Below are 14,311 nucleotides of genomic sequence, written 5' to 3'. Positions count from 1 at the left end.
ATCAGCGCCCCAGATAAACGTCGATGACCTGCTCGTTAGCCTGCACTTCACGCAGCGAGCCTTCCGCCAGCACCTGCCCCTGATGCAGAACGGTGACGTGGTCGGCAATGGTTTCCACAAAGCCCATGTCGTGCTCCACCACCATCAGCGAGTGCTTACCGGCCAGCGTGCGGAATAGCTCAGCGATATAGTCGGTTTCCGCATCGGTCAGCCCGGCGGCAGGCTCGTCCAGCAGCAGCAGATGCGGCTCCTGCACCAGCAGCATGCCGATTTCTAAAAACTGTTTTTGCCCATGAGAAAGCAGCCCGGACGGGCGATGACGATGCGCGGTCAGCCGCAGCAGCTCCAGCACTTCGTCAATGCGATCCCGCTGGACGCCGGTGAGTTTGGCCCGCAGGCAGGTCCACACTGACTTATCCATCTTCAGGGCGATTTCGAGGTTTTCCGTCACGCTCAGCGCTTCAAATACCGTCGGCTTCTGGAATTTACGCCCAATCCCGGCGCGGGCAATCTCCACCGATGACATCCCCATCAGGTCGATATTCTGGTCGTAGGTCACCGTGCCGCTGTCGGGCCGCGTTTTACCGGTAATCACGTCCATCAGCGTGGTTTTTCCCGCACCGTTTGGGCCAATCACGCAGCGCAGCTCGCCGACGCCAATCTTCAGCGACAGGTTGGTCAGCGCGCGAAAAGCGTCAAAAGTGACATTGATGTTGTTCAGCTCCAGCACCGGATCGGTGGTATCGCGATAGCGATCCTGAAGATGCGGTTGGGTAAACAGTGAATCAGTCATGCTTCCTCCGTTTAAGCAGGCCAATCACGCCGCGCGGCAGGAACAGCGTGACGAGGATAAACATCAGGCCGAGGAAAAAGAGCCAGAAATCCGGGAAGGCGACGGTGAAATAGCTTTTGGCGCCGTTGACGATCCCCGCGCCGAGAATCGGGCCAATCAGCGTGCCGCGCCCACCGAGCGCCACCCAGATAGCGGCTTCAATCGAGTTGGTCGGCGACATTTCACTGGGGTTGATAATCCCCACCTGCGGCACGTACAACGCCCCCGCCAGCCCGCACAGCACGGCGGAAAGGGTCCAGATAAACAGCTTGAAGCCTTTCGGATCGTAGCCGCAGAACATCAGGCGGTTTTCCGCATCGCGCACGGCGGTGAGCACGCGGCCAAACTTGCTGCGAGTGAGCAACAGGCCAATGGCCAGCGAAGCGGCCAGCAGCAGAACCGTGGCGACAAACAGCGCGATTCGCGTACCGGTGGCGGAGACCGGGAAGCCCAATAGCGTGGTAAAACCGGTAAAGCCGTTGTTGCCGCCAAACCCGGTTTCATTGCGGAAAAACAGCAGCATCCCGGCGTAGGTCAGCGCCTGCGTCATGATGGAGAAGTAGACATCTTTAATCCGCGAGCGAAACGCAAAGTAACCAAATACCAGCGCCAGCAGACCCGGCACGAGAATAATCAGGCACAGCGCCCACGCGAAATGCTGGGTGCCCGCCCAGAACCAGGGTAGCTCGCTCCACGACAGAAAGGACATAAAGGCTGGCAGGCCATCGCCCGCCGCCTGTCGCATCAGGTACATCCCCATTGCATAGCCGCCCAGCGCGAAGAACAGGCCATGGCCCAGCGACAGCAATCCGGCGTAGCCCCATACCAGATCGAGCGCCACCGCCACCACCGCGTAGCAAAGGATCTTGCCAATGAGCGTCAGCGTGTAGGTTGAGATAGCCAACGGATGTGCCGCAGGCAGTAGCGCGAAGAAAGGCAGCACCAGCAGCGCCGCCAGTACCAGCGCCGCCAGCGAGCCGGTAAGACGCGGCACGCGACGGGCGATCGTTAACGTAATAGGTTGGCTCATCAGTCAATTACCCGCCCTTTGAATGCGAACAATCCTTGCGGCCGTTTCTGAATAAACAGCACGATCAAGACCAGAATGGCTATTTTGCCCAGCACTGCGCCAATCTGCGGCTCCAGCACTTTGTTGAGCACGCCAAGCCCCAGCGCCGCGGCCACGGTGCCCGCCAGCTGCCCCACGCCGCCGGTCACCACCACCAGGAAAGAGTCGATGATGTACCCCTGCCCCAGCTCCGGGCCGACGTTGCCCAGCTGCGACAGCGCCACGCCGCCGAGCCCGGCGATGCCGGACCCCAGACCAAAAGCCAGCATATCGACGCGCCCGGTCGGCACGCCGCAACAGTCGGCCATGCGACGATTTTGCGTGACCGCGCGTACGTTCATCCCCAGGCGGGTTTTATTGAGCAGCAGCCAGGTCAGCGCCAGCACGCCAGCCACAAACACAATCACCGCAATACGGTTGTACGGCAGCACCAGATTTGGCAACGCGTTCCAGCCGCCCGACAGCCAGGCCGGGTTCGCCACTTCCAGGTTCTGGGTGCCAAACAACACGCGCACCAGCTGAATCAGCATCAGGCTGATGCCCCAGGTGGCCAGCAGCGTCTCCAGAGGACGCCCGTAAAGGTGGCGAATAATGGCGCGCTCCAGCGCCATTCCCACCGCCGCGGTGATAAAAAACGCGACCGGTAGCGCCACCAGCGGGTAAAGCGCCAACCACTCCGGGGCCAGGCGCTGGAAGGCGTCTTGCACCAGCCACGTGGAATACGCGCCCAGCATCAGCATTTCGCCGTGAGCCATATTGATAACGCCCAGCAGGCCGTAGGTGATCGCCAGCCCCAGCGCGGCGAGCAGCAGGATTGAGCCCAGCGAAATGCCGCTAAACGCCTGCCCCAGCCAGTCGCCCCACTTCAGGCGCTGCTGCACGTGTTTGAGGCTGTCCGCCGCCGCCGCGCGCACTGCCGCATCCGGTTCGTTTTGCGGCTGCGTCAGGCGACTGAGGCTAGACTGCACCTGTGGATCGCTGGCCTCGCCCAGCAGTTTTACCGCCTGCAGGCGCTGCTCGGCGCGGCTATCAGAGAGCTGGAGGTTGGCGACAGCAATGGCCAGCGCAGTATGAACGCGGCTGTCATGTTCGGCGGCCAGACGCTGTGTCAGCATCGGCAACTGATCCTGCCGGGCGCTGTTTTGCAGCGTGTTCGCTGCGTTCAGACGGACTTTATCGTCCTCGCTCACCAGTTGATGTGAGGCCAGAGCACTGGCTACCAGTCCTCGGATGCGGTTGTTCATAAACACTTTTTTGGTATTGCCCGCCGGTGCGGCATCGCCTTCGAGCGGCACCAGTTTGCCGCCCTGTTCATTGAACAAATGGCCCTGCGCGTCGCTCACCACCGATTCATGGCTAAGGGCTTCCAGCAGCGGCAAACGCGAAGGCTGCGGATCCACAGCCCAATGCTGGAGCAGTAGCGCCTGCTCGCTGCGGCTGGCCTGTCCGTAATCGGCCGCCGCGCCAGCCCGCGCCGGGGAGCTGAGCATGGCGGCGCAGAAAAAGAGAATGGCGAAAGCCGACCATCGCGCCGCCCGCGATGTGCTGATGCGAAATGTCATCGTTGAATTCCTGTTGGTATACAAGATGGAATTCATTTAGCAAGGCATGTGCCAAAAATTTAACAGACTGTTTATAAAAGGCTTAACGGTAAATCCGCTTGAAGAGGTCGTCAGCGCGCGCACCGAAACGGCACATTCGCGCACGTTATTAGCGCAATCCGTCACAAGGAAAGAATATCACGCCTTTTCCTTCCAGATGACTGGCTTATGGCTACCCATCTCAGCGTCACGGCAGCGGTTCATAACACCCGGTAAAGCATAAAAATATTTTAACAAAACCAGAAACAATTATTGATAATAAGAAACATTCTCCGCACAATTCGCATTCGCGGCTCTGCGCTGCTTTTCACTCACTTAACGCATTTTTGGGCTGGCCTTTGTCAGCCCGTGCACAGGAATGATGATGATGACTAAAAAGCCTACCCTCTGGGCGCTCAACCCTCTGCTTCTCGCCATGATGGCTCCCGCCGTGGCGCAAACCACCGATGACGAAAACATGGTGATCTCCGCCAACCGCAGCAACCGCACCGTGGCGGAGATGGCGCAAACCACCTGGGTTATCGAAAACGCCGAACTGGAACAGCAGATTCAGGGCGGCAAAGAGCTTAAAGATGCGCTGGCGCAGTTAATTCCCGGTCTTGATGTCAGCAGCCAGAGCCGCACCAACTACGGCATGAACGTGCGCGGTCGTCCGCTGGTAGTGCTCATTGACGGCGTGCGCCTCAACTCATCGCGTACCGACTCTCGCCAGCTCGATTCTATCGACCCATTTAATATCGAACACATTGAGGTTATCTCCGGCGCGACGTCACTGTACGGCGGCGGCAGTACCGGCGGTCTTATCAATATCGTGACCAAAAAAGGCCAGCCGGAAACCCAGGTGGAATTTGAAGCGGGGACAAAAAGCGGCTTTAACAGCAGCAAAGATCACGATGAGCGTATCGCCAGCGCCGTCTCCGGCGGCAATGATCATATCGCCGGGCGTTTGTCGGTGGCTTATCAGAAATTCGGCGGCTGGTATGACGGTAACGGCGATGCCACGCTGCTCGACAACACCCAGACCGGGTTGCAGTACTCCGACCGCCTCGATGTGATGGGCACCGGCACGCTGAATATCGATGAAACCCAGCAGCTACAGCTGGTGACGCAATATTACAAGAGCCAGGGCGACGATGACTACGGGCTAAACCTGGGCAAAAATTTCTCAGCCATTTCCGGTAGCAGCAAACCGTACGTCAGCAGCGGGCTGAACTCCGACCGTATTCCAGGCACCGAGCGTCATCTGATCAGCCTGCAATATTCCAACAGCGACTTCCTCGGTCAGGAGATGGTTGGCCAGGTTTACTATCGCGATGAGTCGCTGCTGTTTTACCCCTTCCCAAGCGTGAACAAGCAGCAGAAAGTGACCGCCTTATCCTCCTCACAGCAGGACACGAACCAGTATGGCGCCAAATTAACGCTGAACAGTACGCCGCTGGACGGCTGGCAGTTAACCTACGGCCTCGACGCCGATCATGAACGCTTTACCTCCAACCAGATGTTCTTCGACCTGCCTAAAGCCAGCGCGTCAGGCGGGATGAATAACCAGCAAATTTACACCACCGGTCGCTATCCGGATTACGACATCAGCAACCTGGCCGCCTTCCTGCAATCCAGCTACGACATCAACGACATCTTTACCCTAAGCGGCGGCGTGCGCTATCAGTACACCGAGAACAAAGTCGATGATTTTGTTGGCTATGCTGTGCAGCAGCAGATCGCCGCCGGAACGGTGAAATCCGCGGACGCCATCCCGGGAGGCTCCACTGACTACGACAACTTCCTGTTTAACGCCGGGCTACTTATGCACCTCACCGAGCGTCAGCAGACGTGGTTTAACTTCTCTCAGGGCGTGGAACTGCCCGATCCGGGGAAATACTACGGCCGCGGTGATTATGCGACAGCCGTTAACGGCCATCGCGCGTTGACCAACAGCGTCAGCGTCGACGGCAGCAAACTGGAAGGGATCAAGGTCAACTCGTATGAGCTTGGCTGGCGTTACACCGGCGACAATCTGCGGACGCAGGTTGCTGCCTATTATTCCCTGTCCGATAAGAACGTCGTGGTTAATGACGATCTGACCATCAGCGTGGTGGACGACAAACGCCGCATTTATGGCGTGGAAGGCGCGGTGGATTACTTTATTCCGGATACCGACTGGAGCGCCGGGGGTAACTTCAACGTGCTGAAGACCGAGTCTAAGGTGAACGGTAACTGGGAGAAGTACGACGTGAAGGTCGCCAGCCCGTCCAAAGCCACCGCCTATATTGGCTGGGCGCCGGAGCCATGGAGCCTGCGCGTACAGAGCACGACGTCATTTAAACTGCGCGACGAAGCCGGAAATGAGATTGAGGGTTACACCACCGTCGACCTGCTCGGCAGCTACGCGTTACCGGTGGGCAAGCTGAGCTTCAGCATTGAAAACCTCTTCGACCGCGACTACACCACGGTGTGGGGACAGCGCGCGCCAATGTACTACAGCCCAGGCTACGGCCCGGCGTCACTGTATGAGTACAAAGGTCGCGGGCGGACGTTTGGGTTGAATTATTCGGTGCTGTTCTGATAGCCAGGTTGCGCTATCTGCTTAATCCCGATGAAAAAATCTGATATTTGTCAGTAAGGTGAAGGGTTCCGTTCACTTTACGTCAGGTGGAATATGACGTTCCTTCACCGGTGAACGGGCCAAGGGGGGCGGCCGCGCCCCCCTTCGCAATCCCCGCGGCCCCGCAGGGAAATCGGTGCTTCGCACTGCGCTCGCCTACGACTCCAGCCTTCGGCACGGCGAAACTCGACGTCCCTGTCTCGGTTCGCCTCAGTCCGCCATCCATGGCGGACTGACCTTGTCTTCCGTGCTACGGCTCGCCGATTTCCAGCGGGGACTCATCGGTTTCAGAAAGACTGGTTTTCGCTGTTAACTTAAAGACCGCACGGTTTTTGGTGGCGTCTAAATCGCCGAAGCGTTTCCCGTAGGCCGGGTCAGCCCACAGGGATGTGGGCTGAGGGCGTGGTTCACAGGGATGTGAACTCACGCCCGACCCGAAGCCGGAGGGAATAAGCTGAGGGAACCGCGCAGCGGCGATTTTGCCGCCAGAGCCCGGGGGTGCAGGGGGCGGCGGCGATTGGCCGCCCCTTGCGCGCTCCCTGCGCCCGCGCAATTTATATGGCTAGCGCTGAAAGGGAGCGCAACAGAGTGATAACCCCAAATGTATCTCCCCTCGTTCAAACCACTGCCCCGTTACCAAACCTTACTTCCCACCCGTTTTCACCGGCGTATCCGGCTTCTTATCATTCCCCGGAATGTACGGGCTCCACGGCTGCGCGCGCACCGGCTTATCGGTGTTCCACACCACGTTAAACTGCCCGTTATCTTCAATTTCACCAATCATCACCGGTTTGTGCAGGTGGTGGTTGGTCGCATCCATGGTCAGCGTAAAGCCGTCTGGCGCATTGAAGGTTTGTCCCGCCATCGCGGCACGCACTTTATCCACGTCGGTGGTCCCTGCCTTCTCGACCGCCTGGGCCCACATATGAATACCCACGTAGGTGGCCTCCATTGGATCGTTGGTCACCACGCTATCGGCGTTCGGCAGCTTGTGCGCCTTGGCGTAAGCGCGATAGTCAGCGACAAACTTCTCGTTCACCGGATTGCTGACGGACTCAAAGTAGTTCCATGCCGCCAGATGACCCACCAGCGGTTTAGTATCAATACCGCGCAGCTCCTCTTCACCTACGGAGAACGCCACCACCGGCACGTCGGTCGCCTTAATGCCCTGATTCGCCAGTTCTTTGTAGAACGGCACGTTGGAGTCGCCGTTGATGGTGGAGATCACCGCCGTTTTGCCGCCAGCGGAGAATTTCTTGATGTTGGCGACGATGGTCTGATAGTCGCTGTAGCCAAATGGGGTGTAAACCTCTTCGATGTCTTTATCCTGAACGCCTTTGGAATGCAGGAAGGCACGCAGAATTTTGTTGGTGGTGCGCGGATAAACATAGTCGGTGCCGAGCAGGAAGAAGCGCTTCGCGCTGCCGCCGTCTTCACTCATCATATATTCCACCGCCGGAATCGCCTGCTGGTTTGGCGCCGCGCCGGTATAGAAGACGTTCGGCGACATCTCTTCACCTTCATACTGTACCGGGTAGAACAGCAGACCGTTCAGCTCTTCAAATACCGGCAGCACCGATTTACGCGACACCGATGTCCAGCAGCCAAACACCACCGCGGCCTTGTCCTGGCTTAACAGTTGGCGCGCCTTTTCGGCAAACAGCGGCCAGTTGGAGGCCGGATCCACCACCACCGGCTCCAGCTTTTTGCCCAGCACGCCGCCTTTGGCGTTAATTTCATCAATGGTCATCAGCGCCACGTCTTTCAGCGGCGTCTCCGAAATCGCCATAGTCCCCGACAGGGAGTGCATGATCCCCACTTTAATGGTGTCTGCTGCGTATGCCTGCAAAGAGAAGCCCATGCTCAAAAAGGTGGCTGACAGGGCAAATGCTTTCAGTAAAGAACGTCTTTTCATGACCAAAACCCCTAAATGATATTGAGTGATAAATGTTGCCCGCCACTACGGTGAAACGGGTTGTAAACGTGCCTGCTGCAGCCGGTGTAAGGTTATTTTTCGGACCTCGGCTTTACTCTGGGAAATATGCGCAGTGAGGATCCGCTGCGCCTCTTCCGTCTGTTGTTGCGAAATTGCCTGGAGCACCAGCGCGTGCTCGCTGTAGGTCGCCTCCACCCGATCCTCGCGGGTAAAATCGAGGTGGCGGATGATGCGCATTTTCTCGGTCAGCTCGACATGGACGCGAGCCATCTCGCTGTTGCCGGTGGCGCGTACCAGCGCGGTGTGGAAGGCTTCATCCTGCAGCGACAGCGCCTTACCCGGCGCCATACGCGGCGCTTCGCACCAGAAAGCCAGCAGCGGCGCCAGATGCTCGTGGCGGGCCTCGGCAGGCAGAGCGCACAGACGCTTCACCGCCTCCATTTCCAGCACGATGCGAAAGTCGTACAGCGCCTCGAAGTAGGTGAAATCGAACGGTTTCACCTGCCAGCCGCTGCGCGAGTACACCTGCACATAGCCTTCGTGCTCCAGCCAGAACAATGCCTGACGTACCGGCGTACGGCTGGCCGCCATCCGCTCGGAAATTTCGTTTTCGCTGAAGTGCTCGCCGGGCATAAGCCGGAAATCAAAAATATCGTTTTTCAGCGCCTGGTAGATGCGCTCCGCCAGCCCGGCCTGGCGCTTTTTGCCGTTGCTTTCCGTCATGCGGCGCTCCTCTCTTCCAGCCACAGCAGCACATCGCCGGGGCTAACCGGGCGGCCCGGCTGGCAGCCGATGTGTTTCACCCTCCCCGCCTGCGGCGCGTGAATCGCCAGTTCCATCTTCATGGCCTCGACGATGATTAAGGTCTGCCCCGCTTCCACCGTATCGCCCGGGTTAACCAGCACTCTCCAGATATTGCCGTTCATATCGGCGGTGACAGGTAGCGCTTCCTCGTCAACAACCACCTCGGCGGTTGGCATCAGACTTTCACTGACGGGCTGTTGCTCATCGCGCTGCCAGCGCTCAACCTCGGCGTCAAACGCCGTCGACTGGTGCTGACGGAAGCGGGCGATATCATCGGCATGTTCTTCAAGGAAACGCAGGTGCGCCGGGAAGTCGAAGACCGTCTCTTCAATGCGAATCGCGGCGCGGCCTTCGCGGAAATCTTCGCGCAGGCTGTCCAGCTCACTCTCGCTGACTGGATAGAAGCGCACCTGATCGAAGAAACGCAGCAGCCAGGGTTCGCCCGCGCTGAACTGGTCGTTTTTGAGGAACTTGTTCCAAATAGGCAGCGTTCGCCCCACCAGCTGGTAGCCGCCGGGGGAGTCCATGCCGTAGATGCACATGTACATACCGCCGATGCCGACGGTGCCTTCGGCGGTGAAGGTGCGCGCCGGGTTGTATTTGGAACTGAGCAAACGGTGGCGTGGATCCACCGGCACCGCACAGGGCGCGCCAAGATAAACATCTCCCAGCCCGAGGATCAGGTAACTGGCGTCGAATATCGTCTCTTTTACCGCTTCGCGGTTCGGCAACCCGTTGATGCGCTGAATAAAATCAACATTGTTCGGCAGCCAGGGGGCGCTAGCACGAACGGTATCGGCGTAGCGGCTGACGGCATCGAGCGTGGCGCTGTCTTCAAAGGCCATCGGCAAGTGCACGATGCGTGACGGCACCGTCATCTGACTGACGTCGCCAATACGCGTTTCCAGCTCCAGCAGCAGCGTCACCAGCGCCTGCTGACTGATGTCGCGGCTGTCGTAACGCACCTGTAGCGAACGTACGCCAGGTGATAGCTCCTTAATACCAAGATGAGCCCGTTCGCGCAGATGGGCCATCAGCACGTGAACGCGCAGGCGTAGCGCCAGATCCAGCACATTTTCGCCATACTCAATCAGGATGTAATTGTCCCCTGCCTGGCGGTAAACGATGGCGGGGGTATTGCAGGTAGCCGGCAGTGACACCAGACTTGCGGCGGACACACCGTCGCGGTCGGCCAGCGACGGCATGGCAAAGGTCGGCAGCGCGCTGGTTTGCAGCGTCTCAATGCTGCGATCCATGGCCTTCTCACGCGCCACCGCGTCTTCCACGCTCATCGGGTAGAAGCGAATGCGGTCGCCCGGCTTCACCTGCCCCACTTTCCACAATTCGGCTTTGGCGATCGTCACCGGGCAAACAAACCCGCCGAGGCTGGGGCCGTCGCGGGTGAGGATCACCGGGAAGTCGCCGGTGAAGTTAATCGCGCCAATGGCATATTCACAGTCATGAACGTTGGACGGATGCAGCCCCGCTTCACCGCCGTTTGGCCGCGTCCAGCTTGGTTTTGGACCTACCAGCCGCACGCCGAGGCGGTTAGAGTTATAGTGCACCTGCCAATCGCTGGCGAAGAATTCGTCGATGGATTCCGGGGTGAAGAAATCCGGCGCGCCATGCGGCCCATAAAGCACGCCGATGCGCCAGACTTCACCGTAGGCAGGAATCAGCGCAGGCGACAGCGCTTTAGCCTCGCTAATGGGTGCAGGCGTGGTGCAGGCCGCCAGTTCCGGGCGCGAGATCGGCAGCTGATCGGCCACCCTGAGCGTCCGCCCGGCGTGACCACCGAACTGCCCCAGGGCGAAGGTGGAACGGCTACCGAGGTACTCCGGCACGTCGAGGCCGTTACGTACCGCCAGATAGGCACGGCATCCGGTCTGCGCGCGACCCAGCGCCAGCGTTTGCCCAGCCTTGACCGACACCGGTTGCCACATCGCGACCGCTTCGCCATCGAGCAGCGCCTGGCAGTCGGCTCCGGTCAGCGCAATCAGCGCATCGCTGTGAAATTGCAGCACCGGCCCTTGCAGGGTGAATTCCAGCCCCGCCGCCGATTCGTGGTTGCCGACAATACGGTTCGCCAGGCGGAAAGCAAAATCGTCCATCGGCCCGGACGGCGGTACGCCGATATCCCAGTAGCCCTGGCGGCCGGGATAATCCTGCACGCTGCTCCAGGTGCCGGGTTGAAGCACCTCAATCACCGATGAGCGCGCGACCACGCTATCGAGCATCCGCGTCCACGCGGTGCCGCTGATAAAGGCCTCGCTGGCGGTTATCTGGCGCAGATAGTCAAGGTTGGTGGCGATGCCGTGCAGACGCGTGGCGTTCAGCGCGGCATGCAGTTTGCTCAGCGCGGCTTCGCGGGTGTCGGCGTGGACGATCAGTTTGGCGATCATCGGGTCATAAAATGCCGACACTTCACTGCCGGTTGCCACGCCGGTATCAATGCGTACGTTGTCCGGGAAGACCACTTCCGTCAGCACGCCGGGGCTTGGCTGGAAGTTTTTCAGCGGGTTTTCGGCATAGATACGCACCTCGATGGCAGCCCCCTGTGGCGCTTTCGCCAGGCGCGCCCAGTCGATCGTTTCCCCCGCCGCCACGCGCAGCATGCACTCCACCAGATCCAGCCCGGTCACACATTCGGTCACCGGATGTTCAACCTGCAAACGAGTATTCACTTCGAGGAAGTAGAAGGCGTCTTGCCCGGCATCATAGATAAACTCCACCGTCCCGGCGCTGCGGTAGTTCACCAGCTTGCCGAGCTGCACGGCGGCATTGAGCAGCGCCGCACGGGTGGCGGCAGGCAGATTCGGCGCGGGCGTCTCTTCAACAACCTTCTGGTTGCGCCGCTGCAGCGAACAGTCGCGCTCGCCCAGCGCCACCACGTTGCCGTTGCCGTCACCAAAAATCTGCACCTCGATATGGCGCGCACGGTCAATGCAGCGTTCAACAAACACGCCCGCGTCGCTGAAGAACTGCTCGCCCAGACGGCGCACGCTCTCCCAGCCCTGCGCCAGCGCTTCGGCATCGGCGCAGCGCGTCAGGCCAATCCCCCCGCCGCCCGCCGTGCTTTTTAACATTACCGGGTAGCCTATCCGCTGTGCCGCCTCCAGCGCGTCATCGAGCGAATTCAACAGCCCGGTGCCCGGCGTCATCGGCACGCCGGCTTGTGCCGCCAGCTCACGGGCGCGGTGTTTTAGGCCAAACTCGCCAATCTGCTGCGCGGTGGGGCCAATAAAGACAATGCCGGCTTGTTCGCAGGCGTCGGCGAACGGCAGGCTTTCAGAGAGAAAGCCATAGCCTGGCCAGATAGCCTGTGCGCCGCTTTCGCGCGCCGCCTGGATAATGCTGTCGATTTTCAGGTAGCTGTCGCTCGCTTTCTCGCCACCCAGCGCCAGCGCGATATCGGCCTGCCTGACGTGCTCGGCGTTTTTATCAGCGTCGGAGTAAACCGCTACGCTGGTGATCCCCAGGCGTTTCAAAGTGCGGATAGCGCGGCAGGCGATTTCGCCACGGTTAGCAATCAGGACGGTGTTAAACATGGGGGGTCTCCTTGCGGGCAATCCAGTGGCGCCAGCCCTTAAATTCGGTAATGTCCGTGGCATCGTTAAGCGCCGCCGGTTCACAGATAAAGCCTTTCACCCAACGACCATCGCTTAACTCCAGCGAGCCAATGCCCAGCGGAGCCGGAATTTCAGCGACAAACTCCCCGAATCGCGCCAGTGGGATATCCCACAGTTCCACCTCGATCGCCGCGCCGCTGGTCGCGCGGGCAATGCCCGGTTTTTGCGGCTGGGTATTGGCCAGCGCGTACAGGCGGTAGCGCGGTGCGGTATGGGTTGCTTCGACAAATACCGCCCGGCGAGTGGTGAGCTGGAAGTTGAGCGGCATGCCGCGCAGATGCGCGCCGACCACGGCCACGCGCACGTGCCGGGAAGAGACCGGCAGCGTGCCAGCCTCCGCAGCCAGCGGCTGCCCGGTGGCGCCCAGCGGCAGCGCCAGCTGTTGCTGCCAGCGCAGGCCAAAATCCGCCAGCGCGCGGTCGTGCCACGCGGGGGCAATCAGCGTGATGCCCGCAGGCAGGCCGTCGGCGCGGAAAGGCGCGGGTAGCGCCAGCGCGCTGAGATCCGCCAGATTGGTGAAATTGGTGTAGGTGCCAAACTGCGAGTTGAAACGCACGGGCTCCTGCTTCATCTCATCGAGGGTATGGATCGTCGGCGACGTGGGGACCACCAGCGCATCCACCTCGCCTAACGCGCGTTGAATTTTTTGCGCCAGTTCGGCGCGCAGGTATTCCGCTCTGAAGGCATCCACCGCGCTGTAGTTCAGCCCGGCGGCGATAATCGCGTGGACGGTCGGATCCATCTGTTCGGGGTGCTGTAGCATCTCGCCGACGGCCGCCGTGCGTTCGGCCACCCACGGCCCCTGATACAACTGTTCCGCCAGTTGAGAAAAGGCGCTGAAGTCGATCGGTTTAAGGGTGGCGCCGCTGTCATGCAGGGCATCCAGCGCCAGCTCCCAGGCCGTTTGCGCGTCGATATCGCCAAAGAAATTCAGCACTTCCGGGATAGCGAACACCGGACTGGACGGCATGGCGGCGGGCGTGGTCGCCGGATGTGTACGGGAATAGGCATCCTGAGCATCGTCACCGCCCGCCAGCGTGGCGATGGCGAATGCATCCTCCACCGTCAAGGCAAACACCGACAGCGTATCGTTCAGGCGGCAGGCAGGTACCACGCCCTTCGCCGATAGCCAGCCTTTGGTCGGCTTTAGTCCAACGATGTTGTTGAAGCCGGCCGGTACGCGCCCGGAACCCGCGGTATCGGTACCGAAGGCAAACGGCACCAGACCGCGCGCCACCACGGAAGCGGAGCCGGAACTGGACCCACCGCTGACGTAGTCGGCGTTAAAACTGTTCACCACCGCGCCGTATGGTGAACGCGTGCCCACCAGCCCGGTAGCAAACTGGTCAAGATTGGTTTTGCCAATCACGATGGCCCCGGCGGCTTTCAGGCGAGCCACCGCGGTGGCATCCTCCTCTGCCACATAGGCAAACGCCGGGCAAGCGGCGGTGGTGGGCCAGCCTGCGACATCGACGTTATCTTTAACCGCAAAAGGAATGCCGAATAACGGTAACGCTTCAGGATTGTTGCGGTAAACAGGCGTTAATGCGTCTAACTGCGCACGTAGCTGGGCGTCGTTGGCAATCATTAACCATGCGTTATCGTCGGTCGCCAGCGACTGAATATGCGTCTGTAATAATGCGAACACCGCATCGCTATTTTGCCTGATATGCTGACGCCAGCCGGCCAGCGTTTTTCCGGTCATAAAAGCCATCGTTGAATCCCTGTTGGTATACAAGATGGAATTCAATTAGCAAGGCCTATGCCAGAAATTTAATGCATTGTTTTATATTGAATTAAAATAAAACCCGGAAATTCACCTGATATTTCAACGCACC

The 14,311-nt window shown here is 59.7% G+C and carries 8 protein-coding genes; 1 reads left to right on the top strand and 7 read right to left on the bottom strand.

Features of this window, described 5'->3' with window-relative positions; all coding sequences use genetic code 11:
• Nucleotide 1 precedes the first annotated feature (1 nt).
• The 3 genes from urtD to urtB are packed head-to-tail and all read right to left on the bottom strand — an operon-like array spanning nt 2 to nt 3,391.
• On the bottom strand, nt 2-793 hold the full coding sequence (urtD, locus tag K7B04_RS10560) for an urea ABC transporter ATP-binding protein UrtD (protein ID WP_163447161.1): 792 nt from the start codon (nt 791-793) through the stop codon (nt 2-4).
• Entirely contained in the window at nt 786-1,862 is a 1,077-nt protein-coding gene (gene urtC, locus K7B04_RS10555; RefSeq protein WP_223803983.1) for an urea ABC transporter permease subunit UrtC, read from the bottom strand. Before urtC ends, urtD begins: the two co-directional genes overlap by 8 nt.
• Nucleotides 1,862-3,391: an urea ABC transporter permease subunit UrtB gene (gene urtB, locus K7B04_RS10550; RefSeq protein WP_223804146.1), complete on the bottom strand. Its 1,530-nt coding sequence runs from the start codon at nt 3,389-3,391 to the stop codon at nt 1,862-1,864. The genes urtC and urtB overlap by 1 nt, the downstream gene beginning before the upstream one ends.
• Nucleotides 3,392-3,863: 472 nt before the next feature.
• Here urtB and iutA point away from each other — a divergent pair, with 472 nt between their 5' ends.
• Nucleotides 3,864-6,065 carry a ferric aerobactin receptor IutA gene (gene iutA, locus K7B04_RS10545; protein ID WP_163447157.1) on the top strand — a complete coding sequence of 734 codons (2,202 nt, stop codon included), beginning with the start codon at nt 3,864-3,866 and terminating at the stop codon, nt 6,063-6,065.
• A 682-nt stretch (nt 6,066-6,747) separates the two neighbouring features.
• On the opposite strand, the gene urtA is transcribed toward iutA, so the two are convergent.
• Genes urtA through atzF form a run of 4 tightly spaced genes read right to left on the bottom strand, consistent with a single transcriptional unit; the run spans nt 6,748 to nt 14,187 of the window.
• A complete protein-coding gene (urtA, locus tag K7B04_RS10540) occupies nt 6,748-8,019 on the bottom strand; it encodes an urea ABC transporter substrate-binding protein (protein ID WP_223803982.1) in 1,272 nt (423 codons plus the stop codon).
• 45 nt (nt 8,020-8,064) lie between these two features.
• Nucleotides 8,065-8,763 (bottom strand): GntR family transcriptional regulator, encoded by a 699-nt coding sequence (locus tag K7B04_RS10535; protein WP_163447153.1) that lies wholly within the window; start codon nt 8,761-8,763, stop codon nt 8,065-8,067.
• Nucleotides 8,760-12,392, bottom strand: coding sequence for an urea carboxylase (gene uca, locus K7B04_RS10530; protein WP_223803981.1), 3,633 nt, complete (start codon nt 12,390-12,392; stop codon nt 8,760-8,762). The genes K7B04_RS10535 and uca overlap by 4 nt, the downstream gene beginning before the upstream one ends.
• Entirely contained in the window at nt 12,385-14,187 is a 1,803-nt protein-coding gene (gene atzF / locus K7B04_RS10525) for an allophanate hydrolase (protein ID WP_223803980.1), read from the bottom strand. Before atzF ends, uca begins: the two co-directional genes overlap by 8 nt.
• Between the last annotated feature and the right edge of the window lie 124 nt (nt 14,188-14,311).

The organism is Kluyvera sp. CRP, from assembly GCF_019930565.1.
Classification (GTDB): Bacteria; Pseudomonadota; Gammaproteobacteria; order Enterobacterales; family Enterobacteriaceae; genus Kluyvera; species Kluyvera georgiana_A.
This window is presented reverse-complemented; position numbering and strand designations above follow the sequence as displayed.